The organism is Lentzea nigeriaca (assembly GCF_016907955.1).
GTDB lineage: Bacteria > Actinomycetota > Actinomycetes > Mycobacteriales > Pseudonocardiaceae > Lentzea > Lentzea nigeriaca.
This window is the reverse complement of the sequence record NZ_JAFBCX010000005.1, coordinates 243,129-268,480: the sequence shown is the minus strand read 5'-3', so window position 1 is coordinate 268,480 and position 25,352 is coordinate 243,129. Positions and strand designations below refer to the sequence as shown.

At 68.6% G+C, this 25,352-nt stretch carries 22 protein-coding genes and 1 pseudogene; 16 read left to right on the top strand and 7 right to left on the bottom strand.

Annotated features, from left to right (window positions below; all coding sequences use genetic code 11):
* Positions 1-65 precede the first annotated feature (65 nt).
* Both JOD27_RS19335 and JOD27_RS19330 read left to right on the top strand, forming a co-directional pair.
* The gene (locus JOD27_RS19335; RefSeq protein ID WP_239567679.1) at positions 66-1,205 is read left to right on the top strand and encodes an ABC transporter ATP-binding protein; all 1,140 of its coding nucleotides are present in this window, start codon (positions 66-68) and stop codon (positions 1,203-1,205) included.
* The gene (locus tag JOD27_RS19330) at positions 1,198-2,334 is read left to right on the top strand and encodes an ABC transporter substrate-binding protein (protein WP_204763627.1); all 1,137 of its coding nucleotides are present in this window, start codon (positions 1,198-1,200) and stop codon (positions 2,332-2,334) included. The genes JOD27_RS19335 and JOD27_RS19330 overlap by 8 nt, the downstream gene beginning before the upstream one ends.
* Here JOD27_RS19330 and JOD27_RS19325 read toward each other — a convergent pair.
* A complete protein-coding gene (locus tag JOD27_RS19325) occupies positions 2,321-3,433 on the bottom strand; it encodes a cytochrome P450 (protein WP_204763626.1) in 1,113 nt (370 codons plus the stop codon). The two genes, JOD27_RS19330 and JOD27_RS19325, sit on opposite strands and share 14 nt — an antisense overlap.
* Positions 3,408-3,947, bottom strand: a complete 540-nt coding sequence (locus JOD27_RS19320; RefSeq protein WP_204763625.1) for a TetR/AcrR family transcriptional regulator — start codon at positions 3,945-3,947, stop codon at positions 3,408-3,410. The genes JOD27_RS19325 and JOD27_RS19320 overlap by 26 nt, the downstream gene beginning before the upstream one ends.
* Positions 3,948-3,991: 44 nt before the next feature.
* On the opposite strand from JOD27_RS19320, the gene JOD27_RS19315 reads away from it, so the two are divergent.
* The 3 genes from JOD27_RS19315 to JOD27_RS19305 all read left to right on the top strand — a co-directional run bounded on the left by JOD27_RS19315 (position 3,992) and on the right by JOD27_RS19305 (position 6,530).
* Positions 3,992-4,831, top strand: coding sequence for an ABC transporter permease (locus JOD27_RS19315; RefSeq protein ID WP_307830213.1), 840 nt, complete (start codon positions 3,992-3,994; stop codon positions 4,829-4,831).
* Positions 4,828-5,634 (top strand): ABC transporter permease, encoded by an 807-nt coding sequence (locus JOD27_RS19310; protein WP_204763623.1) that lies wholly within the window; start codon positions 4,828-4,830, stop codon positions 5,632-5,634. Before JOD27_RS19315 ends, JOD27_RS19310 begins: the two co-directional genes overlap by 4 nt.
* Positions 5,635-5,711: 77 nt before the next feature.
* Positions 5,712-6,530: an ArsR/SmtB family transcription factor gene (locus JOD27_RS19305; protein ID WP_204763622.1), complete on the top strand. Its 819-nt coding sequence runs from the start codon at positions 5,712-5,714 to the stop codon at positions 6,528-6,530.
* Positions 6,531-6,584: 54 nt separating this feature from the next.
* On the opposite strand, the gene JOD27_RS19300 is transcribed toward JOD27_RS19305, so the two are convergent.
* Entirely contained in the window at positions 6,585-7,028 is a 444-nt protein-coding gene (locus tag JOD27_RS19300) for a peptidase inhibitor family I36 protein (RefSeq protein ID WP_204763621.1), read from the bottom strand.
* A gap of 189 nt (positions 7,029-7,217) precedes the next feature.
* Here JOD27_RS19300 and JOD27_RS45065 point away from each other — a divergent pair, with 189 nt between their 5' ends.
* A complete protein-coding gene (locus JOD27_RS45065; RefSeq protein ID WP_204763620.1) occupies positions 7,218-8,819 on the top strand; it encodes a sensor histidine kinase in 1,602 nt (533 codons plus the stop codon).
* Positions 8,816-9,466, top strand: coding sequence for a response regulator (locus tag JOD27_RS19290; protein WP_204763619.1), 651 nt, complete (start codon positions 8,816-8,818; stop codon positions 9,464-9,466). Before JOD27_RS45065 ends, JOD27_RS19290 begins: the two co-directional genes overlap by 4 nt.
* 60 nt (positions 9,467-9,526) lie before the next feature.
* On the opposite strand, the gene JOD27_RS19285 is transcribed toward JOD27_RS19290, so the two are convergent.
* Positions 9,527-9,793 carry a GlsB/YeaQ/YmgE family stress response membrane protein gene (locus tag JOD27_RS19285; protein WP_030468056.1) on the bottom strand — a complete coding sequence of 89 codons (267 nt, stop codon included), beginning with the start codon at positions 9,791-9,793 and terminating at the stop codon, positions 9,527-9,529.
* 134 nt (positions 9,794-9,927) lie between these two features.
* Here JOD27_RS19285 and dxr point away from each other — a divergent pair, with 134 nt between their 5' ends.
* From dxr to JOD27_RS46675, 7 genes and pseudogenes are all read left to right on the top strand, one after another.
* Positions 9,928-11,058, top strand: coding sequence for a 1-deoxy-D-xylulose-5-phosphate reductoisomerase (gene dxr, locus JOD27_RS19280; protein ID WP_204763618.1), 1,131 nt, complete (start codon positions 9,928-9,930; stop codon positions 11,056-11,058).
* A gap of 8 nt (positions 11,059-11,066) precedes the next feature.
* Positions 11,067-12,275 carry a M50 family metallopeptidase gene (locus JOD27_RS19275; RefSeq protein ID WP_307830212.1) on the top strand — a complete coding sequence of 403 codons (1,209 nt, stop codon included), beginning with the start codon at positions 11,067-11,069 and terminating at the stop codon, positions 12,273-12,275.
* 49 nt (positions 12,276-12,324) lie between these two features.
* Positions 12,325-13,455, top strand: a complete 1,131-nt coding sequence (gene ispG / locus JOD27_RS19270) for a flavodoxin-dependent (E)-4-hydroxy-3-methylbut-2-enyl-diphosphate synthase (RefSeq protein ID WP_204764004.1) — start codon at positions 12,325-12,327, stop codon at positions 13,453-13,455.
* Positions 13,456-13,814: 359 nt separating this feature from the next.
* Entirely contained in the window at positions 13,815-14,666 is an 852-nt protein-coding gene (locus JOD27_RS19265) for a GNAT family N-acetyltransferase (protein ID WP_204763617.1), read from the top strand.
* Between the two features lie 18 nt (positions 14,667-14,684).
* Positions 14,685-16,487, top strand: coding sequence for a penicillin-binding transpeptidase domain-containing protein (locus tag JOD27_RS19260; protein ID WP_307830211.1), 1,803 nt, complete (start codon positions 14,685-14,687; stop codon positions 16,485-16,487).
* Positions 16,488-16,555: 68 nt separating this feature from the next.
* Positions 16,556-17,413 carry a type I methionyl aminopeptidase gene (map, locus tag JOD27_RS19255; protein ID WP_204764002.1) on the top strand — a complete coding sequence of 286 codons (858 nt, stop codon included), beginning with the start codon at positions 16,556-16,558 and terminating at the stop codon, positions 17,411-17,413.
* Positions 17,305-17,580: pseudogene (locus JOD27_RS46675) on the top strand (helix-turn-helix domain-containing protein); the annotation flags it as partial. The gene map and the pseudogene JOD27_RS46675, both read left to right, overlap by 109 nt.
* A gap of 239 nt (positions 17,581-17,819) precedes the next feature.
* On the opposite strand, the gene JOD27_RS19250 reads toward JOD27_RS46675, so the two are convergent.
* Positions 17,820-18,500, bottom strand: coding sequence for an alpha/beta fold hydrolase (locus JOD27_RS19250; protein ID WP_239567677.1), 681 nt, complete (start codon positions 18,498-18,500; stop codon positions 17,820-17,822).
* Between the two features lie 28 nt (positions 18,501-18,528).
* Here JOD27_RS19250 and JOD27_RS19245 point away from each other — a divergent pair, with 28 nt between their 5' ends.
* Positions 18,529-20,034 (top strand): cobyric acid synthase, encoded by a 1,506-nt coding sequence (locus JOD27_RS19245; protein ID WP_204764001.1) that lies wholly within the window; start codon positions 18,529-18,531, stop codon positions 20,032-20,034.
* Here the strand turns inward: JOD27_RS19245 and JOD27_RS19240 are convergent.
* Positions 19,958-20,851, bottom strand: a complete 894-nt coding sequence (locus JOD27_RS19240; protein ID WP_204763615.1) for an EamA family transporter — start codon at positions 20,849-20,851, stop codon at positions 19,958-19,960. The genes JOD27_RS19245 and JOD27_RS19240 overlap by 77 nt on opposite strands.
* A 73-nt stretch (positions 20,852-20,924) precedes the next feature.
* Between JOD27_RS19240 and JOD27_RS19235 the strand changes: the two genes are divergently transcribed.
* On the top strand, positions 20,925-21,833 hold the full coding sequence (locus JOD27_RS19235; protein WP_204763614.1) for a LysR family transcriptional regulator: 909 nt from the start codon (positions 20,925-20,927) through the stop codon (positions 21,831-21,833).
* Here JOD27_RS19235 and JOD27_RS19230 read toward each other — a convergent pair.
* Entirely contained in the window at positions 21,799-25,341 is a 3,543-nt protein-coding gene (locus JOD27_RS19230; protein WP_204763613.1) for a phage tail protein, read from the bottom strand. The two genes, JOD27_RS19235 and JOD27_RS19230, sit on opposite strands and share 35 nt — an antisense overlap.
* Positions 25,342-25,352: the final 11 nt, after the last annotated feature.

Genomic DNA, 25,352 nt, shown 5'->3' with positions numbered 1-25,352 from the left:
GCGAGGTCGAGCGCCGATACGCTCAGCGCGGCCACACCCGTCCGATCTTGCGAAGGCGCCTCGACTTGACCGGCTTCTCTCCTGCTGAGGCCTCCACCCCGGACACGTTCGCCCCCGTCGAGATCGGTCTGCACGGGGTGCGCAAGAGCTTCTCCGACCAGGTGGCGGTCGACGGCGTCTCGCTGAACGTGCACGAGGGCGAGTTCTTCTCGGTGCTCGGCCCGTCCGGCTGCGGCAAGACGACCATCCTGCGCATGATCGCGGGGTTCGTCGACCCCGACGAGGGCCGCATCGAGCTCGACGGCAACGACATGGTGGGCGTCCCTCCGTACCGGCGGGACGTCAACACGGTCTTCCAGTCGTACGCGCTGTTCCCGCACATGTCGGTGTGGGACAACGTTGCCTACGGCCTCAAGCGCAAGAAGGTCCGCGGCGAGGAGCTGAGGAAGCGCGTCGGCGAGCACCTCGAACTCGTGCGGCTCTCGCAGTTCGCGAAGCGCAGGCCCGCGCAGCTGTCGGGTGGTCAGCAGCAGCGGGTCGCCATCGCCCGTGCGCTCGCCGCCGGGCCGCAGCTGCTCCTGCTGGACGAGCCGCTGGGCGCCCTCGACGCCAAGCTCCGCAAGGAGCTGCAGATCGAGCTGATGCGCATCCAGCGCGAGGTCGGCACGACGTTCCTCTACGTCACGCACGACCAGGAAGAGGCGCTGGTCCTCTCGCACCGCATCGCCGTGATGAACACGGGCAGGATCGAGCAGGTCGGCTATCCCGAGGACGTCTACGAACGGCCTGCCACCCCGTTCGTCGCCGGGTTCATCGGCACGTCGAACATCCTCGACGCCGAAGTGTCCGGTGTGGACGGTGGGTTCGTCGCGCTGACCGCGCCCGGTGCCACGAACCTGCGCGCGAAGTTCTCCGGCAGCGTCAGCCACGGCCAGAAGGTCGCCGCGACCGTGCGTCCGGAAAAGGTGCACCTCTTCGACGAGACCGCCGAGCCGCCCACGGGCTGGTGCGTGCTGCAGGGCGTTGTGCACGACGTCGTTTACACGGGCGTGTCGACCCAGTACGTCGTGGATACCCCAGGTGGCGAGCTGGTGGCGTTCGTGCAGAACGCCCAGCGGATCGACGACGCGGGCGCGCCGGGGCAGCCGGTGCGGATGGCGTGGGACCCCGAGTTCACGGTGCTGTTGGAGAAGGCTGATGACTGACAGGAAAGTCCGGATCGCCCGCCTGTGGGACGCCGACTCCCCGAGGGTGACCCGGCGCACGATGCTGGGCTCGATGACGTTCTTCGCGCTCGCCGCCTGCGGTGTCGGCCAGGCGCCCACGTCGAGCGGCCCGACGTCCGCCGCGAAGGCCACGAACCTGAAGAACGAGCCGAAGCTCAACTTCTACAACTGGACCGACTACATCGCACCGGAGACGTTGCCGGGCTTCAAGACCGCGACCGGCATCGAGGTCACGTACGACAACTTCTCGACCAACGACGAGATGGAAGCCAAGATCGCGTCCGGCCAGGCGGGCTACGACCTGGTCGTGCCGAGCGACAACTTCCTGCGCCGGTTCCTGCGGTCCGGGCTGCTGCAGCCGCTGGACCACTCGCTGCTGCCGAACCTCAAGAACCTGGAGAAGCGGTTCGTCGAGGCCGACCACGACGCCGGCAACAAGTACTCGGTGCCGTGGGCGTGGGGCACGACGGGTCTCGCGTTCTCGAAGTCGCAGATCGGCGGTGACGTCACCGGGTTCTCGGCCTACGACCTGCCGAACGCCCAGGGTCGCAGCTCGATCCTCGACGAGGCCCGCGACGGCATGGCGCTCGGTCTGCTCAAGCTCGGCCACGACCCGAACACCACGGACGCCAGGCAGATCGACGACGCGGCGAACTTCCTGCTGTCGTTGAAGAAGAAGCTCGGCCAGATCACCTCCGACGTGATCGAGCCGCTGACCTCGGGCCAGGTCCGGCTGGCCCAGGCGTACTCCGGTGACGCCTTCCAGGCCCGTGCGGCCAACTCCGACGTCGGTTACGCCATCCCGGCAGAGGGTGGACTGTCCTATGTGGACCTTCTGGTCATCCCCAAGGACGCGCCCCACGCCGAGAACGCCCACAGGTTCATCGACTACATCCTCGGCGCGGAAACGGGTGCGGCGCTGTCCAACGCGGTGCGGTACGGCAGCCCCAACGCCGCCGCCAAGCCGTTGATCGACAAGGAGCTGCTGAACGACCCGCTGGTCTACCCGTCGGAGGACCGGCTGAAGAAGCTCCCGTTCACCAAGGACCTGGGCGGCGACGTCGAGGCGAAGTACGCCGACGCCTGGACGAAGGTCAAGACCGGCTGACCGGCAGCGACGCCAGACCTCTGATCACGATGGACTCGCGGAACGTCGCCGGGCCCGCCTGCCGCAGGTCCGGCATCCGCCGCGCCAGAGTCCTGAACGCGACCGCGCCCTCCATCCGCGCCAGCGTCGCGCCCAGGCAGTAGTGGACGCCGCTGGAGAACGCGAGGTGCTCCGGCTGCTGCACGCGCATCACGTCGAAGCGGTGCGCGTCGGGAAACACGTCCGGGTCCCGGTTCGCCGCGCCGAGGAGCAGGGTGATCTCCTGGTCGGCGGCGACGAGATCGACCTGTTCGTGCGCGATGCGGTTGGTCAGGTGCACCGGCGGCGCCCAGCGCAGCACCTCCTCTACGACGTCGGGCGCCATCTCGGGGTTGGCCTTGAAGAGCGCCCATTGCGCAGGGTGGTCGAGCAGCGCGCGCACGCCGTTACCGATCAGGTTGACCGTGGTCTCGAACCCCGCGATCAGCAGCAGGACGAGCGTGCCCATCAGCTCCGGCACGGTCAGCTTCTGCTCTGCCTCGGCGGCGACCAGTGAGCTGATCACGTCGTCGCCCGGCCGCGCGCGCCGGTCCGCGATGAGCCGTTCGAACAACGCTCCGACCTTCTCCGCGGCGAGGCGCATCTCCGGTGTCATCGGCTGGTCGAACGACGCGGCGATCAGCCTGCCGTAGTCCGCGAAGTCACCGGTGTCGGAGTCGGGGATGCCGAGCAGTTCGCTGATCACCGCGATCGGCAGCGGTGCCGCGAAGCCGGCGATCAGGTCGAACTGGTCCGCGTCCAGCAACGACTCCGCGACCTTCTCGACCCGTGTCCGGTACTCGTCGATCTTCCTCGGGCTGAACGCGGGCGCGGCGAGCCTGCGCAGCCGGGTGTGGTCGGGCGGATCGGTCTCCAGGAACGACTCCGGCAGCAGGCCGCTCATGCCCGGATAGGTGCCGTCGGTGTACCGGACGCCGAACCGGCGGTCGCGGAGGATCTTGTTGCACGTCGCGTAGTCCCCCGTCACCCAGACGCCGTTGTCCCTCGCCAGCGGTCCACGCGCTCTTATCTGCTCGTAGATCGGATATGGATCTTCACGACCGGTCAGCTGCTCCAGCATCACTTACCCCCAAGTAGAACGTCGTGAGCACCAGCCGGGGAGCGTCGAGCGGCGCCAGTCGTCCGGCGGCGATCCCCTCCCAGGCGCTGTAGACGCCGGCGTAGAGGATCTGGGTGATCCACCACGCCGGCAGGTCGGCACGCAGCCGCGTGCCCTGCAACCGGGAGATCAGGTCGATCACCGGCTGGTCCAAGGTCGTGAGCCGGACGCTGAGCCGCTCGTCGTCCCGCAGGTTCGGGAACCGCAGCAGGAACTCGATGCGCGGGCCCAGCGGCACGAGCTTCTCGACGAGCTGCTCGATCGCGTCGTCGGTGTCGAGGTCGACGCTGGAGATGGCCTCGCCGACCAGGTCGAGCGCCTCGGTGGCGAGCGCGTGGATCAGGTCCGCCCTGGTCGGAAAGCGCTTGTGGAGTGTGGTCCTGCCGACACCGGCCGCCTTCGCCACGTCGCCCAGGGACGCCGTCGGGTCCTTGAGCAGCACGGATGTCGCCGTGTCGAGCAGCTGAACACTCATGTTCACAACGGTACACAAATGTTCGCGTGGCATCATCTGCTGTTGTGTCACGACGCTGGCTGAAGGCCAACGCCCTGCTCACGCCTACCGGGCTGTGGCTGGGGATTTTCCTGATCGCGCCGTTGGCGATCGTCGTCCAGTTCAGCTTCGCCACGCGGGACACCGGTGTCGCCCGCGCGGTGCTGCCGTGGACGACCCAGGCCTACCTGACGGCGCTCGATCCGGCGTTCCTGCCGATCTTCGGACGGACCCTGGTCTACGCGGTGGCGACGACCGTCGCCTGTCTGCTGCTGGGCTTTCCGCTGGCCTGGTTCATCGCACGGCACGGCGGCCGCTACCGGACCGCGCTGCTCGCGGCGGTGCTGATCCCGTTCTGGTCGAGCTATCTCGCGCGGATCTACGCGTGGAAGGCGTTGCTGGACGGCGAGGGCCTGGTCAACACCGTGCTCGGCTGGGTCGGGCTGGACCGCGACGGCGGGTTCCTGCTCACGCACGGCGCGGTGATCCTGGGGCTCACCTACGGCTTCCTGCCGTTCATGGTGCTGCCGCTGTACGTGGCGTGCGAGCGGTTCGACTTCCGGCTCGTGGAGGCGTCCTACGACCTCGGCCACGGACGCACGTCGACGTTCTTCCGCGTCGTGCTGCCCGGTGTGTTCACGGGTGTGCTGGCCGGGTCGTTGCTGGTGCTGGTGCCCGCGGCCGGTGACTTCGTGACGCCGAAACTGCTCGGCGGTGTCGACCAGTCGACGTTCGGGTCGGTGATCGACGACCAGTTCCGCGGCGGCAACAACTGGCCGCTGGGCTCGGCGATGGCCGTGCTGCTGCTCGTGCTGGTGGTGCTCGTGCTGATCCTGCGCGGGCGGCGTGGGGAGGACGTGCTGTGAACCGTCGGCCGAGGGCGCTCGGAGCCGTCACCGCGCTGGTGTTCGTGTTCCTGTACGCGCCGATCGCGTGGCTCGCGATCGCGTCGTTCAACTCGTCGCGGTCCCTCAGCCGGATCAGCGGTCTGTCGACGCAGTGGTACGCCGCGCTGGCCGACGACACCCGAGTGCTGGACTCGTTGCGGCTGACCCTGCAGCTCGCGCTGGCGTCCGCGGCGATCTCGACGGTGATCGGGACGCTGGCGGCGTTCGGGCTGCGGCGGGCGTTCTCCGGTCGCGGGCTCTGGACCGTGCTGCTGTCGCTGCCGCTGGTGGTGCCCGAGGTCGTCATGGGCGTGGCGATGCTGGGGTTCTTCGTGAAGATCGCCGGGATTCCACTCGGGTTCGGTGCGCTGCTGTTCGCGCACGTGGCGTTCTCGCTGAGCTTCGTGGTCGTCGTGGTGCGGTCGCGGGTGTCCGGAATGGACGTTCGGCTGGAGGAGGCCGCGGCGGATCTCGGTGCGTCGCCCTTCGTCGCCTTCCGAACCGTCACTTTGCCGTTGGTGGCTCCCGCGGTGGTGGCGGGTGCGGCGTTCGCGTTCCTGCTGTCGTTCGACGACGTGGTGATCTCCTCGTACCTCACGGGTGTCGGATCCACGACGTTGCCGGTGTTCGTCTACGCGCAGGCCTCGAAACGAGGAATCTCACCGGAGATCGTGGCGCTGTCGACGTCGATGGTGACGGCGACGGCGGTGCTGCTGATCATCGGTGTGGTGATCGCGTCGTGGCGTGCGCGCAAGGCGGGATCTGTCGCGCAGCTGGCGTAACTTCGTGCCAGGGCTGTATCTCCGCCCGTGCGCGGGTGACTTCTCGGGTGTGACACCGGCAGCTCTTGGGGGAAGACGTGCCGCAGTTGCGCATCCATTTCACCGATCGTGATCTCGCCCGCACCAGGATGAAACTGGAAACCGACCTGCTGTGGGAGATCGTCAGCAGCGCCCAGATCCTGCACTGTGCCAACGACGACCCGTCCTTCGGCCCGTGGCGCCGCCATCTGCGCGAACTCGCCTCTCGGGACGCGGAACTGCGAATGGCGTTGCGCACCATGGCGAAACTGGCGCCGCACGAGGTGCTGCCGTCGGCGCCGCAACGGCTGCATCGCGCTCTACGCGTCTACTTCAGGTCCGTGATCGAGCCGCACCTGCCCGTGATCGAGGACGGCGTGCGCACCGAGGTGGCGGCCAAGATCCAGCGATTCCTGCACTGCGGGCCGGAAGGACTGCTGGACGGCCTCGGACCGGACACCCGGTGGGATCCGCCGGTGCTGTCCGTCGACCACCCGCACCACCTGGACCTGCATCTCGGCGGACGGGGTCTCGTGCTCGTTCCCTGCTACTTCGCCCTGCACCACCAGGTGGCACCGGCGGATCCGCAGCTCGTTTACCCGATCCGGACCGAGTGTCGGCTGCTGGCGGGGGGACGGCCAGGCGGTGATCACGTGACCGCGCTGCTGGGCTCCACGAGGGCGTCCATCCTGCGGTCGGTGGTTGGCGGGAGCACCACGACCCGGCTCGCGAAGCTGGTGGGCGTCGCTCCCGCCACGGTGAGCCATCACACCGGCGTCCTGCGCGAGGCGGGTCTCATCGCCACCGAGCGCGAGGAGAACTTCGCCCGGCACCTCATCACCCCGCTGGGGCTGAGGGTGCTCGCCGCGGACCGGTGAGGGGATACCGCGGCGGTGTCCACAACGGACACCGCCGCGGCAGCCCTCAGTCGATCACCAGCACGTGTTGCCGGTGACCCACTTGTGGGAGCGGATCTTCACGTTCGGGAAGTTCGGCGCTTCCGCACCTCGTACGACGTAGTAGGCCACGTCGCCGGTGTAGTCCGCGCCGGGGTACAGGCACACCCTGGCGTAGGACGTGCTCGTGCCGGCGTTCTCGACGGCCCGCACCGCGCGGGTCCCCGACCACGAACACCTGACGGATCCGCCCTGCCAGTCGGGGTCGGCGCTGCCCCAGCTGCAGCGGCTGCTGCTGCCGTCCGCGACCGGCCACGCACACATGTTGCCGGAACCGCACGACAAGGCCTGAGCCGAGACGTCGCGCTGCACCACCGCTCCGACCTCGATCTCCGTCTTCCCCGTTGCCGCGGACGCGGTGCCCAGCAAGGACATCATCGCCACGGCGGCGGCGAACAGCACACACAACGCTTTTCTCATGTTTCCCCCTGAGAGATTGATGTGCGGGAGGCGAAGTATTCCGAGACCGGCAGGCGCCGGGAGTGTCCTTAGAACCTCGTCGAAAGGCTTCCACGCGACCGGGGATCGACCGGGGCGTCAACTTTCGTCGCGCGAACCCGATACTCCAGCGTGCCGCGCGAGTGGTGGGACGTCTCGTAGCTTGAGGGCGTGATTACCGCTGTGCGGACCAGGGCCGAGGCGCTGTACGCCGACACCCTGGTCCGGTTCAAGGCGCTGACCCCGGTGCGGGTCACCGGCGACCTGATCGTCATGGTCTCCGTGATCCTGCTGGACCTGTGGCCGGGGCCGTGGTCCGAGCACAAGGCGTCGGGCTGGGCGCTCGCCGGCTTCATCGCCACCTACGTGGTGCTGTTGCCGCTGCGGCACGTGCTGCCGGCGACCGTGATGATCGGCGGCGCGGCGATCCCGTTCCTCGGGCCCGCGCTGATGGTCGTGCTGAGCTACACGGCGGGCCGGCGGATCGAGTCGTGGGTCAAGGCGGTCGTGTCGACCACGATGACGTTCATCGTCGTGGTGCTGATGTGGGACTGGGACACCAGGCCGATCGACATCCAACCCGTCTACGGCATGCTCATCCTGATCACCATCTTCGGTGTCGGCGTGGCGCTGCCGTTCCTCGTCGGCCGCTACCTCGCGCAACGCGAGGCGCTGGTGCAGGCGATGCAGGACCGCGAGGCGCGGATGCGGGTCGAGCACAGGATGATCTCCCGCCAGGTGCGCCTGCGGGAACGCAGCCGCATCGCCCAGGACATGCACGACAGTCTCGGCCACCGGCTCTCGTTGATCTCCGTGCACGCCGGCGCGCTGGCGCTCGACCCCTCGCTGGGGGACAAGCAGCGCGAGGCGATCGGGGTGCTGCGCTCGGCGGCGCTGACGGGCATGGAGGAACTCCGGGCGATCATCGGCGTGCTGCGGGCCGAGGACGGCCCGGACGACGACCCGGCGACACGGACCGTGGAGTCCATCGACTCGTTGGTGAGCGATGCGCGCAAGGCCGGTGTGCTGGTCAGTCTGGTGCGCGGTGGGCAAGCGCATCCGTTGCCGTCACGCGTGTCGCACGCGGCTTATCGCGTGGCGCAGGAGGGACTGACCAACGCCGCCAAGCACGCGCCCGGCGCCGCCGTGCAGGTGACGGTGAAGTACGAGCCGGACGCGCTGGTCGTGGAGGTGCGCAACAACCCGTCGCGCACCGGTTCGACGTCGGGCGAGCCCGGCGTCGGCCTGATCGGGCTCTCCGAACGTGTGCGCGTGGCAGGCGGAATCCTGCACGTGGGCGCGTTGCCGTCCGGTGGTTTCCGGATCGCCGCCGTGCTGCCGTACGAGGAGACGGCGCTGCCCGAACCGGAGGACGAGCAGGACGAGGACGTGCCTCGGCGGCGCATCCGCAAGTGGGCGGGCGTCGGGTCGATCGCGGGCGCGTCGCTCGTGCTGACGATCATCATCGGCGGCTTCACCGTGCTGGGCACCCAGCCGGTGACTCAGGTGGTGACGCAGCAGGCCCTCGACCGGATCCAGGAAGGACAGTCGGAGGCCGAGGTGCTGGCGATGCTGCCGTCCGGCGACGAACCCCTTGTGGGCAACGGCGAACGCAGGTCCCAGGCCCCGCCCGAACCGCCGGGCTCGCACTGCGTCTACCACATCACCGACGAGCAGGCCTACCGCGACGAGGGCACACGGGTGGTGCGCTTCTGCTTCCGGGACGGCAAGCTGGTCGAGAAGAAGATCCACGTGCAGAGGACTGGTTCATGATCCGGGTGCTCATCGCCGACGACGAGCCGTTGATGCGGGCGGGCATCAAGGCCATTCTCGGCACCGCCGACGACATCGAGCTGGTGGCGGAGGCGGGCGACGGCCGCGAGGCGCTGCAGATCGTGCGCGAACGCCGGGTCGACGTGGCGGTGCTCGACATCCGCATGCCGCGGATGGACGGCCTGGCGTGCGCGCGTGAGCTGAAGGTCGTCGCACCGTCCGTGCGGGTCGTGATGCTCACGACGTTCGGCGAGGACGAGAACATCGTGCGCGCGCTGTCCGACGGTGCCGCCGGGTTCCTGTTGAAGGACTCAGCGCCCGAGGAACTGCTACGGGCCGTGCGCGCGGTGAACAACGGCGAGGCCTACCTGTCGCCGATGGTCACGTCGCGGGTCGTGGGCATGGTGGCGACGTCCGGTCAGCCGAAGCGGCAGGAGGCGCAGAAGGCGGTCGCCGGGCTGACCGAGCGCGAGGTCGAGGTGCTCGCGCTGCTCGGGCAGGGCATGTCGAACGCGGACATCGGGACGAAGCTGCACATGTCCGAGGCGACGGTGAAGACGTACGTGTCGCGGTTGCTGGCGAAGCTGGGGCTGACGAACCGGGTGCAGGCGGCGCTGCTGGCGCGGGACGCGGGCATCGCGAGCTGACCCGCGCAACGACGTGAGGCCGTCCGGGTGACACCCGAACGGCCTCAAACGTCTCACGCGCTAGACGTGACTTCGCCTGCCGGTTACCAGGCGGTAGACGCCGAGCAGGATCAACGAACCGACGATCGCCAGCAGCCACGTCCTCAGGTCGAAGAAGGACCCGAGATCGGTCCCGAACAGTGCGGATCCGATGAATCCACCGAGAATCGCACCTACGATGCCGAGCAGCATCGTGATGATGAAACCGCCCGGGTCGTTACCAGGCATGATGGCTTTGGCGATGGCGCCGGCCAGCAGACCGAGCACGATCCATCCCAGGATGCCCACGGAGAGTCTCCTTCCATCCACTGTCGTGGAAGGAATGCCCCCGAACTGGCGACTTCACGCCTCCAAAACCGCTCCGTTATCAAAGTAACGGGCTGTGCCGGGCTCTCAGGCACTCTCCGGAACAATGAGGGGCGATGAGTACTCCACGCACTGTCCTGATCCTGGGCTCGACCGGCTCGATCGGCACCCAGGCGCTCGACGTCGTCCGGCGCAACCGCGACCGCTTCCGGGTCGTCGGGCTCGGTGCCGGCGGGCGTCAGCTGGACCTGCTGAAGCAGCAGGCAGCAGAGTTCGACGTGCCGGTGGTCGCCGTGGCCAACGGTGCCGAGGTGCCCGGCGTCAAGACGCTGACCAGCATGGTCGACCTGATCGAGGCCTGTCCCGCGGACGTGGTCCTGAACGGCATGGACGGGTCGCGCGGCCTCGAGCCGTCGCTGAAGGCGCTGGAGACGGGCGCGACGCTGGCGCTCGCCAACAAGGAGTCGCTCATCGCCGGCGGGCCGCTAGTGCTGAAGGCCGCCAAGCCCGACCAGATCGTGCCGGTCGACTCCGAGCACTCGGCGCTCGCCCAGTGCCTGCGCGGTGGGGCGCCGCACGAGGTGCACAAGCTGGTGCTGACGGCGTCCGGCGGGCCGTTCCGCGGCAGGACCCGTGCGGACCTCGCCGACGTCACCGTCGGGCAGGCCATGGCGCACCCGACGTGGTCGATGGGCCAGGTCGTGACGATCAACTCGGCGAACCTGGTGAACAAGGGCCTCGAACTGATCGAGGCGCACCTGCTGTTCGGGGTGCCGTACGACCGCGTCGACGTCGTGGTGCACCCGCAGTCGATCATCCACTCGATGGTGACCTTCACCGACGGCTCGACGCTCGCGCAGGCGTCGCCGCCGGACATGCGCCTGCCCATCTCACTGGGCCTCTCCTGGCCCGAGCGCGTCGCGGGTGCCGCGCCCGCCTGTACCTTTGACACCGCCACCTCGTGGACGTTCGAACCGCTGGACAACGTCACGTTCCCCGCGGTCGAGCTGGCGCGGCAGGCGGGCAGCGGCGGAGGCTGTCTCCCCGCGATCTACAACGCCGCGAACGAGGAGGCACTCGCCGCCTTCGTGGCGGGCAAGACGTCGTTCCTGTCGATCGTGGACACCATCGGCCAGGTTCTCGGCGAGGCGAACGACTGGCGGAGCGACCCCGCGGATGTGGCGGAGGTCCTCGCCGCCGAGGACTGGGCACGCGCACGTGCCCGCGAGCTGGTGGGAAGGAACTGAACTTTTCCGTGAACACATTCATCAACATCCTCGGGGTGCTGCTGTTCGCGTTCGGCATCGCGGTGTCCATCGCGCTGCACGAGTTCGGGCACCTGCTGACCGCGAAGGCCTTCGGCATGAAGGTCACCCGCTACTTCATCGGCTTCGGCCCGAAGCTCTTCTCGTTCCGCAAGGGCGAGACCGAGTACGGCCTGAAGGCGATCCCGGCCGGCGGCTTCTGCGAGATCACCGGCATGACGGCGCTCGAGGAGGTCCACCCGGACGACAAGCCGCGCGCCTTCTACAAGCAGAAGGTCTGGAAGCGCGTCGTCGTCCTCTCGGCCGGCTCCATCACGCACTTCCTGCTCGGCTTCATCATCCTGCTGATCCTCGCGATGTCGCTGGGCCTGCCGAACAACAAGGACCTGCCGGTCCTCGCCCAGGTCTCCGACTGCGTGCAGGACTACACGGTCCCCTTCGACGCACCGTGCCCCGCCGGAGCGCCCGCCCCGGCGAAGAACGCGGGCCTCAAGCCGGGCGACCAGATCGTCTCGATCGCGGGCAAGCCGATCGCGACCTGGACCGACATGCAGAAGGTCACGCGCGACCTGAGCGGCCCGAACGAGTTCAAGGTGCTGCGCGACGACAAGGAGCTCACCCTCACCGTCGACGTGCCGAAGGTCACCCGCCAGATCTCGGACGGCAAGAAGGTCGAGGTCAAGGAGGTAGGTGCGATCGGCGTGATCGTCCAGCAGGCCTTCACCTACGGCCCGATCGACGCGATCCCCGCCTCCCTCTCCTTCACCGGCGAGATGTTCGTGAACACCTGGAAGGGCCTCCTGCGCTTCCCGGAGCGCATCCCGGCCGTGGTGAAGGCCATCGGCGGCGGCGAACGCGACCTCGACACCCCGATCTCGGTCGTCGGCGCCTCCCGCCTGGGCGGCGATGCGGCGGAACGCGGCCTCTGGGCGTTCTTCATCCTGATGCTCGCGGGCCTGAACTTCTTCGTGGGTGTGTTCAACCTCCTGCCGCTGCTCCCGCTTGACGGTGGTCACATCGCCGTCAACCTCTACGAACGGGTGCGAGACTGGATTCGGAAGCTGCGCGGAAAGCCCGCCGGCGCCCCGGTCAACTACATGCGCCTGCTGCCGCTCACCTACGTGGTCATCTTCATCGGCGGCGCCATCACGCTGCTGACCGTGACCGCAGACATCGTCAACCCGATCAGGTTGCAGTAGTGAAATACGGAAAGGTGCACAACCCATGAGTGACGGCGTGATGCTCGGAATGCCGGCACTGCCGCCGCCGGTGCTGTCCCCACGTCGCAAGACCAGGCAGCTGATGGTGGGCAACGTCGGTGTCGGCAGCGAGTTCCCCGTCTCCGTCCAGTCGATGACGACGACCCTGACGTCGGACGTCAACGCGACGCTGCAGCAGATCGCGGAACTGACCGCCGCGGGCTGCGACATCGTCCGGGTGGCCTGCCCCTCCCAGGACGACGCGGACGCCCTCCCGGCAATCGCGAGGAAGTCCCAGATCCCGGTGATCGCGGACATCCACTTCCAGCCGAAGTACGTCTTCGCGGCCATCGAGGCGGGCTGCGCGGCAGTCCGCGTCAACCCCGGCAACATCCGCAAGTTCGACGACCAGGTCAAGGAAATCGCGGCCGCCGCGAAGGACCACGGCACGCCGATCCGCATCGGCGTCAACGCGGGCTCCCTGGACCCGCGCCTGCTGCAGAAGTACGGCAAGGCCACCCCGGAGGCCCTGGCCGAGAGCGCAATGTGGGAGGCCTCGCTCTTCGCGGAGCACGACTTCCACGACATCAAGATCTCGGTGAAGCACAACGACCCGGTGGTCATGGTCCGCGCCTACGAACTGCTGGCCGAGCAGTGCGACTACCCGCTGCACCTGGGCGTCACGGAGGCGGGCCCCGCCTTCCAGGGCACCATCAAGTCCGCCGTGGCCTTCGGCGCGTTGTTGCGCCAGGGCATCGGCGACACGATCCGCGTCTCGCTGTCCGCCCCGCCGGTCGAGGAGATCAAGGTCGGCCACCAGATCCTCCAGTCCCTGAACCTGCGCCCGCGCAAGCTGGAGATCGTGTCCTGCCCGTCCTGCGGCCGGGCCCAGGTCGACGTGTACACCCTCGCCGAGCAGGTGACCGCAGGCCTGGAGGGCATGGAGGTCCCCCTGCGCGTAGCCGTCATGGGCTGCGTGGTCAACGGCCCCGGCGAGGCCCGCGAGGCCGACCTGGGCGTGGCGAGCGGCAACGGCAAGGGCCAGATCTTCGTGAAGGGCAAGGTCATCAAGACCGTCCCGGAACACGCGATCGTGGAAACCCTCATCGAAGAGGCGATGCGCATCGCCGAGGAGATGGAGCCGGTTGAGGGCGGCGCCCCGGCCGTAACGGTCGGCTGAGACACGCCAGTCACACGCCTGAGGGGCGCTTCCCGCATGGGAGGCGCCCCTCGGACGTCTCGCGATGGCGGAGCCGAGCAGTCCTTGGCATACCGGGCTCGTGACGGGACACGCCCCACCCGCCCAACGCACCAGGCGTGCCATCAACCTGCGTGCGGCGCTGGCGGGTCTTTGATCAGAACCAACCGCCGGATAACTACGGCACGCAAGCACCTACGGACTCCCAACAGGAACCCGCCGACGAAACCGGGGGACGACCTACGGACCCCGTGCGCCCGCCAGCCCCGTGCGCACCGTCACGACCCCTCCGCACGGTTGGCAGATGCCACACACACGCCCAATCTGGCACGCTAGGCAACGTGCTGAGGCTGGCCGGAGCGCGCGTACTCGACGAGCGCGACCTGATCGACGTGCGCGGGGTGTTCGAAGCTGACCCCGTAGCCGCGTGCATGGTCGCCGCAAGGGTGGAAGTGGCCGGCCTGGACCCGTGGCGCCTGGGCGGCGAGTTGTGGGCTTCAGACTCGAGGCCGATCCGAGGCAAAGTGGACGGCCTGTGCTTCTCGGGCCCCAACCTGATCCCTCTCAAGGGCAGCGCCCAGTCGATGCGAATGTTCGCCGACCGAGCCCGCCGCAGAGGACGCATGTGCTCGAGCCTGGTGGGTCCGGCAGAACAGGTCTTGACCCTCTGGGACGAACTGCAGCCAGACTGGGGCCCGGCCAGGGAGGTCCGAGCAGACCAGCCACTGATGGCGATCTCGAGCCCCCCGAAAACCACGCCGGACCCGCTGGTCCGACAGGTCCGTCCGAGCGAAATCACCAAGTACCTCCCCGCTGCGATCTCGATGTTCATCGAGGAGGTAGGCATCGACCCGTGCGCGGAAGACGGCGGCGCGGGCTATCGGGCCAGGGTGTCCGAGTTGATCGCGGCAGGCAGGGCGTTCGCCAGGTTCGAGAACAACGAGGTCGTCTTCAAGGCCGAGATCGGCGCCATGTCGTCCAGGGTCGGCCAGATCCAGGGCGTCTGGGTCCGCCCGGACCGCAGAGGCGAGGGCCTGGGCACAGCGGGCACTGCGGCCGTGGCCGACCGCCTGGTCCGCGTCCTCAACCGCACAGCCAGCCTGTACGTGAACGGCTACAACCACGTGGCCAAGGCGGCCTACCGCAGAATCGGCTTCGAACAGGTGGGTCAGTACGCCACGGTCCTCTTCTGACCGGGCATACTCGCGCGGGTGCGCCTTCTCGCGAAGATCACGATCACGGCAACAGTCCTGACGGTCACGCTGAGCGGCTGCGGCCTGTTCAAGTCGGAACCGGGAGCACCGGAGATCACCGACGACTTCCTGGCGAAGCTCGCGTCCGGTGACGTGCAGGGTGCCGCCGGCCTGACCGACAACCCGAACGACGCCAAGGAGACCCTGGAGAAGTTCCGGGGCGCGCTCAAGCCGGAGGGGCTGACCAGCAAGGTCGACCAGATCCGCAAGAACGGCGAGATGGCGTCCGAGTCGAGCGTCAGCCTCGACTGGGACCTCGGCAAGAACCGCCACTGGACGTACTCGACCAAGTTCGACGTGCGCCAGGAGGGCGACTTCTGGAAGGTGCACTGGGCGTCGTCGGTGGTGCATCCGAAGCTCGCGCCGCAGCAGTCGATCAAGGTCACCGAGCTCAAGCCGGACCCGGCGCCGGTGCTGGACCGCGACGGCACGCCGTTGCTGGCCCCTGAACGCGTCGTGTCGGTGCTCCTCGTCGCGAAGGAGGCCGGTGATCTCGGCAACGTCACCAAGGCCCTCGCGGACGCGCTGAACCCGTTCGACAAGGCGATCACCCAGCAGACGATCACCGACGGGGTCGGCAAGACCCCTGATGGTCAGGCCTACCAGGTCGCGGCGCTGCGGGATCCCGACTACCAGACGGTGAAGCCGAAGATCTACGACCTGCCCGGCGTGCGGTTCACCTCGCAGACGTCGCTGCTGGCTCCGAGCCGCAACTTCGGCTCCCAGGTGCTGCCCGCGGTGCGCAAGCTGGTCGAGAACGACATCGCCGGTCAGTCCGGCTTCCGCGTCGCCACGATCGACGCGCAGGGCACCGAGATCGACGAGCTGTTCTCGAAGGCCCCCGAGCCAGCCAAGGCCGTGAACGTCGCGCTGTCCCGTGCCGTCCAGGCCGCCGCGGAGGACGCCGTCGAGCCGGTGCAGCAGCCGACGGTGCTGGTCGCGATCCAGCCGTCGACCGGCGACATCCTGGCCGTCGCGCAGAACGATCCCGCCGACGCCCAGGGCGCGATCTCGCTGACCGGCCGCTTCCCGCCGGGCTCGACGCTCAAGGCCGTGTCCGCGCTCGCCGCGATCCAGTCCGGCAAGGTCAACGCCGAGACGCCGCTGCCGTGCCCCGGCAAGACCACCATCGACGGACGGCGGATCGTGCCGAACTCCAACGAGTTCGACAAGGGCACGATCCCTCTGCGGAGCGCGTTCGCGTTCTCGTGCAACACGACGTTCGCGCAGCTCGCCGTCGACATGCCGCCGGACCTCCTGACGAACGCCGGTCTGTCGCTGGGCCTCGGCGTCGACTTCGACATCCCCGGCCTGACCACCATCACCGGCTCCATCCCGCCCGCGACCGATGTCGTGGAACGGGCGGAGGACGCGTTCGGCCAGGGCAAGGTGCTGGCGTCGCCGTTCGGCATGGCCCTCGTGGGGGCGTCCATCGCGAAGGGCTCGATGCCGGTTCCGCAGCTGGTGCGCGGCAAGGAGACCAAAGCGGACAAACAGTCCACCGCTCCGCCCGCTGCCGCGCTCGACCCGGTGCGGCAGATGATGCGCGAGGTCGTCGACTACGGCACTGCACCACAGCTCAAGCCGTACGGGGACGTGCGCGGCAAGACCGGCACCGCACAGTTCGGCGACGGCGTGCACTCACACGGGTGGTTCATGGGCTACCGGGGCGATCTGGCGTTCGCGACGCTCGTTCTCGGCGGGGAGACTTCGACACCGGCCGTGGAGGTGGCGGCGAGGTTCCTCAAGGCGGTGCCGTGATGACTGAGACGAAGACCCTGCGGGAGCGGTTCGGGGCGGGCGGCGCCCACAACGCTAATGTGGAGAGCATGGCTGTTCGTGCTCCATTGCAACCCGGTGTCCAGTCTCCGCGGCGTCAGGTGCCTTCGCGCATCGTGCGTCCCGAGTACGTGGACAAGCCCGCGCCGCAGCGTGGCACCGACCCGTGGGTGCAGACGCCGGAGATCATCGAGGCCATGCGCGTCGCCGGGCGTCTCGCCGCCCAGGCACTGCAGGAGGCGGGCAAGGTCGTCGTGCCGGGCGTGACGACGGACGAGATCGACGCGGTGGCGCACGAGTTCCTGTGCGACAACGGCGCGTACCCGTCGACGCTCGGCTACCGCGGCTTCCCGAAGTCGTGCTGCACCTCGCTGAACGAGGTCATCTGCCACGGCATCCCGGACTCGACGGTCGTCGAGGACGGCGACATCGTGAACATCGACGTGACGGCGTTCATCGGCGGCGTGCACGGCGACACCAACGCCACCTTCCTCGCGGGCAACGTCTCCGAGGAGAACCGCCTGCTGGTCGAGCGCACGCACGAGGCCACCATGCGCGCGATCAAGGCCGTGAAGCCCGGTCGTGAGATCAACGTCATCGGCCGCGTCATCGAGGCCTACGCCAAGCGCTTCGGCTACGGCGTCGTGCGCGACTTCACCGGCCACGGCATCGGCCGCTCGTTCCACAGCGGCCTCGTGGTCCTGCACTACGACGAGCCGTCGATGAAGACGGTCCTGGAACCCGGCATGACGTTCACGATCGAGCCGATGATCACGCTCGGGGACTACGAGCACGACATGTGGGACGACGGCTGGACCGTCACCACGAAGGACAAGAGCTGGACCGCCCAGTTCGAGCACACCATCGTCGTGACCGAGACCGGCTCGGAGATCCTCACAGTCTGCTGACCTCGGGGTCTCTGTCGTGGAACGCCTCTTTCGGTAGCGTCGATGTCGTGCGGACGGCGTACCGGTGCCGGGCCTGTCCGACGCCCGAACAGAAGGCGGTTCTGAACCGGACGTTCGGGTGCGTGCGTCTCGTCTGGAACAAGACCCTCGCCGAACGTCAGGCCAAGTACCGTGCTGACGGCGTCGTGACCACCTACGGGGAAACCGATGCCGCACTGACCACCTGGAAGAAGACGGCCGAGTTCGAGTTCTCGGGCGAGGTGTCGAATGTTCCGCTGCAACAGGTGTTGCGGCACCAGAACACCGCGTTCGGCAACTTTTTCGCGGGCCGCGGTCGTTGTCCGAGATACACGTCTCGTCGGGGCCGTCAGTCTGCTCACTTCACGCGGTCGGCTCGGAGAGGAAGTCAAAGTCTGCTGATCACTGACCGCAGCGCGGCAGCGACCGTCGAGGGCGACGTCGCGGCCGCCAGGTGGTGCGACTCGACCCGTTCGACGGGCCAGCCCAGCGCTTCCGCCTTCGCGGCCGCCTCTTCGTAGACGGACGACAGCAGCACGTACCCGCACGCCCCGGACCACTCGACGACCGGGCGCTGCTCCTTCAGGAACTCCCACGGCACCTCGGGTGCCTCGTCGCGCATCTCCTCACGCAGCCCCGCGGGCACGAGCCGCAGCGGGTCCTCGGAGAACCAGCGGTCCCAGCGCGGCAGCCTGCCGCCGCGCACCGAGGCCTTGACCTGGCTCACCAGGGCGGGGTCGACGGTCTCCCGCCACGCCTTGCCCGGCGTCGGCAGGTCGGAGTCGAGGAACACCAGGCCTTGGACGTCGAGTTCCAGGGCGTCGGCGAAGCCCGGCAGCAACGGTCCGGCGCCGCTGTGGCCCACGAGCACGAGCGGTCCGCTGACGCCCGAGTCGTCCAGCGCGTCCGCGAAGGCGCCGATCAGCCGCTGGTGCACCGGGGCCTCGTTGACGGTCATCTGCAGGTCGACCAGCAGCACGGCCACCCCGTCGGAGGCCAGTTCGTCGGCGAGCGGACGCATGCTCGACGGGCCGAGGAACGGGCTGTGCATGAGGACGACGGTGACCATGCCGCTGATGATGGCAGCATTGGCGTCCATGCGGGGCGCGATGTTGATCTGTGGGACGACCTCGGACGCGGGCAAGAGCGTTCTGGTCGCCGGTCTGTGCCGCTTTCTGGCACGCCAGGGCGTGGACGTCGTGCCGTTCAAGGCGCAGAACATGTCGAACAACTCCTTCGTCACACTCGACGGCGGCGAGATCGGCAGGGCCCAGGCGTTGCAGGCGCGGGCGGCGTTCAAGGAGCCGAGCGTGCGGTTCAACCCGGTGCTGCTGAAGCCGGGCAGCGACCGCACGTCCCAGGTCGTCCTGCACGGCAAGGCGGTGGGCACCGTCTCGGCGATGAGCTACCGGGAGCGCAAGGCGGAGCTGCTGGGCGAGGTGCTCTCCACTTTGGACGGCCTGCGGCGCGACCACGAGGTCGTCATCTGCGAGGGTGCCGGTTCTCCTGCCGAGATCAACCTGCGCGCCAGCGACATCGCGAACATGGGCCTCGCGACGCGCGCGAACCTCCCGGTGCTCGTCGTCAGCGACATCGACCGCGGTGGTGTGTTCGCACACCTCTTCGGCACGGTCGCGGTGCTGGACGCGGCGGACCAGGCGTTGATCTCGGGCTTCGTGATCAACAAGTTCCGCGGCGACCAGCGTCTTCTCGAGCCGGGACTGAGGCAGCTCAGGGCTCTGACCGGACGGCCGGTGCTCGGTGTGCTGCCGTGGCGTGAGGAGCTCTGGCTCGACGCCGAGGACTCGTTGTCCTACAACGCGGACGGCGTGGTCGGCAGGCCGAAGCCGCCGAAACGCGACTGGCTGCGCGTCGCGGTGATCCGCAATCCCCGCATCTCCAACGCCACCGACGTCGAGGCGCTGGCGTGCGAACCCGGTGTGTCCGTGCGGTTCGTGACGGAACCGGCGGGCCTCACCAACGCCGACCTGGTCGTGCTGCCGGGGTCGAAGTCCACGCTCACCGATCTGCAGTGGCTCTTCGAGACCGGCCTGGCCGAGGCGGTCCGGCGGTTCGAGGGGCCGGTTCTCGGCATCTGCGGCGGTTTCCAGATGCTCGGCCGGTACATCCAGGACCCGGACGGGGTCGAGTGGCGCACCAGCGGCACCGGGGGACTGGGCCTGCTCGACGTCGACTTCACCTTCAAGCGCGAGAAGACGCTCGCCCGGCCGTCCGGGCTGGCGTGGCGGGAACACGTGACGGGGTACGAGATCCACCACGGCCAGGTCGTCCGCAGCACCGAGCAGCCGTTGATCGGCGACGAGGGCGCCCAGACCGACCGCGTCCTCGGTACGCACTGGCACGGCCTGCTGGAGAACGACACCTTCCGCCGGAAGTTCCTGCGCTGGGCCGCCGAGCGCGCGGGCAGGGACTTCGAGCCGGAGGAGGTGAGCTTCCAGGCCGCCCGCGAGGCCCAGCTGGACCTGCTGGGCGACCTGGTCGCCGATCACCTCGACACCAAGGCCGTCATCGACCTGCTGGAACGAGGGGCTCCGGCAGGACTTCCGTTCGTGCCGCCCGGCGCCCCACCAGCTGCGGAATAGCCAGTCCCAGCAACACGATCCCGCCGGCGGCCGCCCGCAGCACGGTCAGCTCCTCGCCGAGGAACGCCCATGCCGAGAACATCCCGAACACCGGCACCAGCAACGAGAACGGCGCCACCGTCGACGACTCGTACTTGCGGAGCAGGAATCCCCAGACGGCGAACCCGAGCAGCGTCGAGATCCACGAGACGTACCCGATCGCGCCCACACCCGACCAGCCCAGGCGGCCGAGCGCGGAGACGTCCTCGGTCAGGAACGACAGCGCGAACAGTGGAAGCACCGCCACCGCGCTCACCCACACCATGAACCGCAACGTGTCCACCGGCTTCGCATAACGCATCAGCACGTTCGACACGCCCCAGCACGCCGCCGCGGCGATCACCAGCAGGAATCCCATCAGCGGCGAGCTGAGCCCGTAGTCCCACGCGATCAGCCCGATGCCCACGACGGCGAGCGCGATTCCGGTGATCTGCACCGGTTTCGGCCGTTCGCGGAGGACGGTCGCGGCGAACACGGCCGTGAAGATGACCTGGCTCTGCAGCACGAGGCTCGACAGTCCGGCGGGCATGCCCGCGGCGAGTCCGATGAACAGGAAGCTGAACTTCGCGACACCCAGCACGAGCCCGACGGAGATGACCCAGCGCCACGCCACCGACGGCCGTCCGACGAAGAAGATCGCGGGCACCGCGGCGGCGAGGAACCTGAGCGCGGAGAAGAGGATCGGCGGGAACTCGTCGAGGCCGATCTTGAGGACGACGAAGTTGAAGCCCCAGATGGCGGCGACCAGGACGGCGAGCAGGACGTGACGGGGACTCATGCCGCCAAGCTTGCGCGCGCTAACTATTAAGCACCAGTTCCGATTTCTTAGGTAATGGGTTTAGCATCACTACATGCTCGACCTGGGAAGGCTCAAGGCACTGCACGCCGTCGCCACACATGGCACCGTCGGCGCCGCTGCGGAAGTGCTCGGCTACACGCCGTCCGCGGTCTCGCAGCAGATCGCCAAGCTCGAACGCGAAACGCGCACCACGCTGCTCGAACGCCAAGGCAGGGGTGTCCGCCTCACGGACGCCGCACTGCTCCTCGCCGACACCGCGGACCAGGTCCTGAAGCTGGTCGAAGAGGCAGAGGTGGCGTTGGAGGAACAACGCGGCACCGCGATCGGCCGCCTCTGCATCGGCTCGTTCGCCACGGCCGCACGAGGCCTCCTGCCCGACGTCCTGGCGGGGCTGGCCGAACAGCACCCGGCGCTGGACGTGCGCCTGACCGAACTGGACCCGCCTGAGGCCGGCGAGGCCGTGGCGCGCGGCGAGCTGGACATGGCGATCGTGCACGACTGGCAGAACACCCCGCTGCCCGTGCCGGACGCGTTGTCGCGCCTGCCGATCCTTCAGGACGTGGCCGATGTGCTGATCCCCGCCGCGAACCCCTTGTCGCAGCGGGAGTTCCTGGAACCTGCCGACCTCGCGGGGCTGCGCTGGATGTGCCAGTCCGAGGGATCGATCTGCTTCGACTGGCTGGTGCGGACGTTCCACGCGGCCGGCATCGAGCCGGAGCTGGCCTACCGTGTCAACGAGTACCACACGCAGTTCGCCTTGCTGGCCAAGGGGATCGGGGTCGCGCTGATCCCGCGGCTGGGCAGGGGAGAGGTGCCGCGCAACGTGCGCGTGGTGCCGTTGCGGCCTTCTCCGACGCGGCAGCTCTACGCGGTGTGGCGCAAGCAGGCCTCGCGCCGCCCTGCGATCACCGCAGCCCTCGACGTGATCAGGACCGTCGTCGCCGGCGAGGTCCCTGCGTGACGGCGCCGGACGGATGGCCGGCCATCCGGTGGGCTCCATCGCCCAGGAAGACGTGGACTCCACCGGGGTCGGCCACGTAGAACGCCTTCTTCTTGGACCTGGCCAGCCCGACGAAACCGGTCTGACAGCCGGCGCACATCGGCTTGGACGAGGCGAGCGCCCGCTGGCCGCTCGCCTTGGCCATCTTGAGTTCGGCGTGGGAGCACTGGTACTGGCCGGGCAGGTCCCTGTCGAAGCCGTGTCCCTCGGGTTCCACGCCGGCGTCCAGCAGTTCCTGGCGCACGGCTTCGGTGAGGGCGACCTCTCCGCCCCCGTAGCCGCTGCGGTTCGTGTCACCGCCGGCCGTACCGCCCACTGTCTTCTTCTGTTCGATGTTCTTGAGGGCTGCGAACGCCGCAGAGGCCTCCTCGATGCCCTGCTGGTGTTCCGGCTTGTCCAGAGGGTCGGTCGCGGCCTCCGGGTCATCGACGTCCCAGCCGAGCTCGAACGGCTTGAGCGGGTCGCGCGCCCGTTGCACCACGGCCTGGATACCCCAGTTTCGCCCCTTGGGCACGGGTTCGAGCACGTCCACGCCGTAGCGCACCTTGATCGCGCCGAGCAACGGCTTCAGCGCCGCACCGGCGACGGGTCTGCCCGCGAACCGGTTGGCCACGGCGACACCGGCCCGCAGCGCCGCGTCCTGCCGCTTCTTCTTGCCTTCCGGGCTGTCGTCCCCGCCGCGCAGCTTCGCCTTCACCTTGCCGCTGATCCCCTTGACCCCGCGGATGATCGGCCCGGCAAGTGCGAGCCCCTTCTTGATCACCCAGTCCAGCGCCTTGTTCACCGGCTTCTGCAGCGTCTCGATGATCGACCGGATCTTCGCGCCGATCCCGCCCAGCCCGATGGCGCTCGCGAGGAACCCGATGATGATCGGGACCATCTGGCCCAGCACGTCGTTGATCTTGTCGACGACGCCGCCCACGTTGCCGCGCACGATGTCGGCCACCGAGTCGATGACGGTGTTGACGAACTTGAGGATGCGGCTGCCGTTGTTCACGAAGAACATCACGACGTCGTAGATGAGCTTGCAGGCCTTGATGAACGCGGCGGCCGGGTTCAGCAGGCCGATGAGCCAGGTGATGCCCGCGGTGATGATCTTCGTGATCACGAAGTCCTTCACCTGGGCGAGGATCGTCTCCTTGATGTCGCCGAGCTTCTCCATCAGCATCTGCCACAGGCCCGCCACGCCCTGCGACGTGAGGACCTGGAAGATCTCGACGCCCGTTTCGGCTGCTGCCATGGCCTTCTCGCCGATCTGGCGCACCAGGCGGTTGCGGATGTTGGCCCACGTCAGGCCGAAGATCGAGGCCAGCAGCTTGATGATGCCGCGCAGGTCGAACTTCTCCGGGAGCTCGATGCCTGCTTCGGCGAGTGCTCCGAACAGCCAGCCCATGAGGCCCTTGCGGAGGTGGTCGAGGATGTTGTCCTTGAACTTGAGGATGCCGCCCTTCACGCCGGCGATCAGGTTGCCGAGGAACTCGACGGGCTTCTTGATGATGTCGCCGACGACTCCGGCCGCGCGCGACAGCACGTCGCGCAGCATCGCGGCCAGTTCGCGGATCGTGTTGATCACGCCCTTGACCGCGTCGATCGCGGCGTCGACCAGGCCCTTGTTCTCCGCCTGCAACGCCTCGATGCGCTCGTCGAGTCCCTGGCGTGCCTCGACGTACTTGCTGGCCAAGGAGTCCACGACCGCGTCCTGCTTGGCGGCGACGTCGCTTTCGAGCTGCTCGAAGCGGTCGTTGATCTCGGCGGACGCGTCGGCGCCGACCTTCCGCAGGTCCGGCGACAAGGTCTTGACGTAGGCGGCGATCTCCGCCTTGCCGGACGCGATTCGTTGCTTGGCAAGGGAAAGGTCGTTGCCCACGATGTCGGCGACCCGGGAGATCACGCCGTCCATCTGTTTCAGGTAGAGCTCGCGGCCCGCGGTGTAGAACTCGTTCACCTTGTCCGGCATGCCGAGCAGCTTGTCCTTGGCCCAGCGGAAGCCGCCGAGCCAGCCGCTGTAGCGGTCCTGCTTGTAGGCACCGACCTTGGCCGCCACGAACGACTCGAACGCCTGCCGCGCCTGTGCCTCGCCCTGGGTGAACGCCGCGTCGACCTTCGGGTCGATGCCCTCCAGGATCTTCTTCACCTCGGCCTCGGTGGCCGTGAAGATGCCCTGGATCTTCGTCGTCACCTCGGCGCGCTTGGCCTCGTCCTTGGTCTTCGCCTTGCCCTTGTCCGCCACCAGGCCCGCGAGCGCCGCACCCTTGGCGCCCTGCATCCCCGCCACTCCCGCGGCGGTCACGGCGGAGGCGTCGGTCCTGGCCTGGCCGAGCACCTGTTGTTCCTGCGCGCGGAACTGGGCCGGTGCGGTGTCGGCGTGCGCGGCGGCGGTTTGCTTGGCGTCCAGGGCTTGCTGGAACTGCGGCTCGTTCGACTGGCGCAGCTGCTCGTCGGTGACGTCGCCCTGTTCCTGCGCGATCTGCTGCTTGCCGGGCCGCAGATCCGTCTGCGCCGGCGGCGCGGGCTTCGGCACGGCACCGGCGGCCGGGATCGCGGGTGCCGTGCCGGGGTTCTCCTGTGCCATCGGCGTGACCGGCTTCGGCACCGACTTCGACTGGTCCGGCGGCGCGTCGGTGGCCGCGGCGATGTCCTTGGCCTGGCCGTCCTTGCCCTGGGAGACCATGCCTTTCACCTCGGCGGCGACACCGTCGGCCTTGCCCTGCGGTGACGTCGCCTCCTGCAACGTCTTGGGCGACTTCGCCTCGATCGCGGTCTTCACGGCCGCGATGAACGCCTGCTTGTCGAACGAACCCGCCTGCTGCGCGTCCATCGAGTCGACCTTCGAGGCCTTCGCCTGACCGGCCAGGTCGTCCGCGGGCGCCTGCGCGGCGTCCTGCGCCTCCTTCGCTTTGGCCGCGGCGGGCGGGTGCGCCTTCTTGGCCGCCGCGAACCCCTTGACCTTCTCGGTCACCTGCAGGAACGCCGGATCTGCCGCTGCCACCGCGGGAACGGCCGGTGCGGCACCAGGTTTCGCGTGCTTGCCGCCACCTCCCGCAGCCCGGCGTGCGCCCGCCTTGCCGAGCGGCGACTTCGACGGCACGGGCTTCGCGGGCGGTGTCGGCTTCTTCGGCTGCACCGCGTTCGGGCCGAACCCGGTCGTGGTCACGGCGAGCGCGGACGCGGGCGGCTTGGGGCCCTCCAGCGTCACCGGCACGCCCGCCGACTGCGCTGCCTTCAGGCCCTTCTCGACGGTGTCGATGTCGGGCTCGCCGCGGCGGACCTCCTTCAGCGCGGCGTCGATCGAGGTCTCGTCCGGCTGCTTCTGCTTGGCCGCCATGAGCGCGCCCACGGCCGCGTTGCCCGCGTCGCGTTGCAACGCGAGCAGTGCGTGCAGGCCCACTGGAGGGCCCGCCCTGCGTTTGCCGTCCGCGAGAGCGTCTGCGACCTCTGCCTTCGCGTCGGCTGACCGGCGAGCGACCACGGGACGAGCGT

Bases quoted from the DNA above. Each gene is read 5' to 3' on its own strand.
- JOD27_RS19330 (WP_204763627.1), top strand. From the start codon at position 1,198: ATGACTGACAGGAAAGTCCGGATCGCCCGCCTGTGGGACGCCGACTCC.
- JOD27_RS19325 (WP_204763626.1), bottom strand. From the start codon at position 3,433: ATGCTGGAGCAGCTGACCGGTCGTGAAGATCCATATCCGATCTACGAG.
- JOD27_RS19320 (WP_204763625.1), bottom strand. From the start codon at position 3,947: ATGAGTGTTCAGCTGCTCGACACGGCGACATCCGTGCTGCTCAAGGAC.
- JOD27_RS19300 (WP_204763621.1), bottom strand. From the start codon at position 7,028: ATGAGAAAAGCGTTGTGTGTGCTGTTCGCCGCCGCCGTGGCGATGATG.
- JOD27_RS19290 (WP_204763619.1), top strand. From the start codon at position 8,816: ATGATCCGGGTGCTCATCGCCGACGACGAGCCGTTGATGCGGGCGGGC.
- dxr (WP_204763618.1), top strand. From the start codon at position 9,928: ATGAGTACTCCACGCACTGTCCTGATCCTGGGCTCGACCGGCTCGATC.
- ispG (WP_204764004.1), top strand. From the start codon at position 12,325: ATGCCGGCACTGCCGCCGCCGGTGCTGTCCCCACGTCGCAAGACCAGG.
- map (WP_204764002.1), top strand. From the start codon at position 16,556: ATGGCTGTTCGTGCTCCATTGCAACCCGGTGTCCAGTCTCCGCGGCGT.
- JOD27_RS19250 (WP_239567677.1), bottom strand. From the start codon at position 18,500: ATGGTCACCGTCGTCCTCATGCACAGCCCGTTCCTCGGCCCGTCGAGC.
- JOD27_RS19245 (WP_204764001.1), top strand. From the start codon at position 18,529: ATGCGGGGCGCGATGTTGATCTGTGGGACGACCTCGGACGCGGGCAAG.
- JOD27_RS19240 (WP_204763615.1), bottom strand. From the start codon at position 20,851: ATGAGTCCCCGTCACGTCCTGCTCGCCGTCCTGGTCGCCGCCATCTGG.
- JOD27_RS19235 (WP_204763614.1), top strand. From the start codon at position 20,925: ATGCTCGACCTGGGAAGGCTCAAGGCACTGCACGCCGTCGCCACACAT.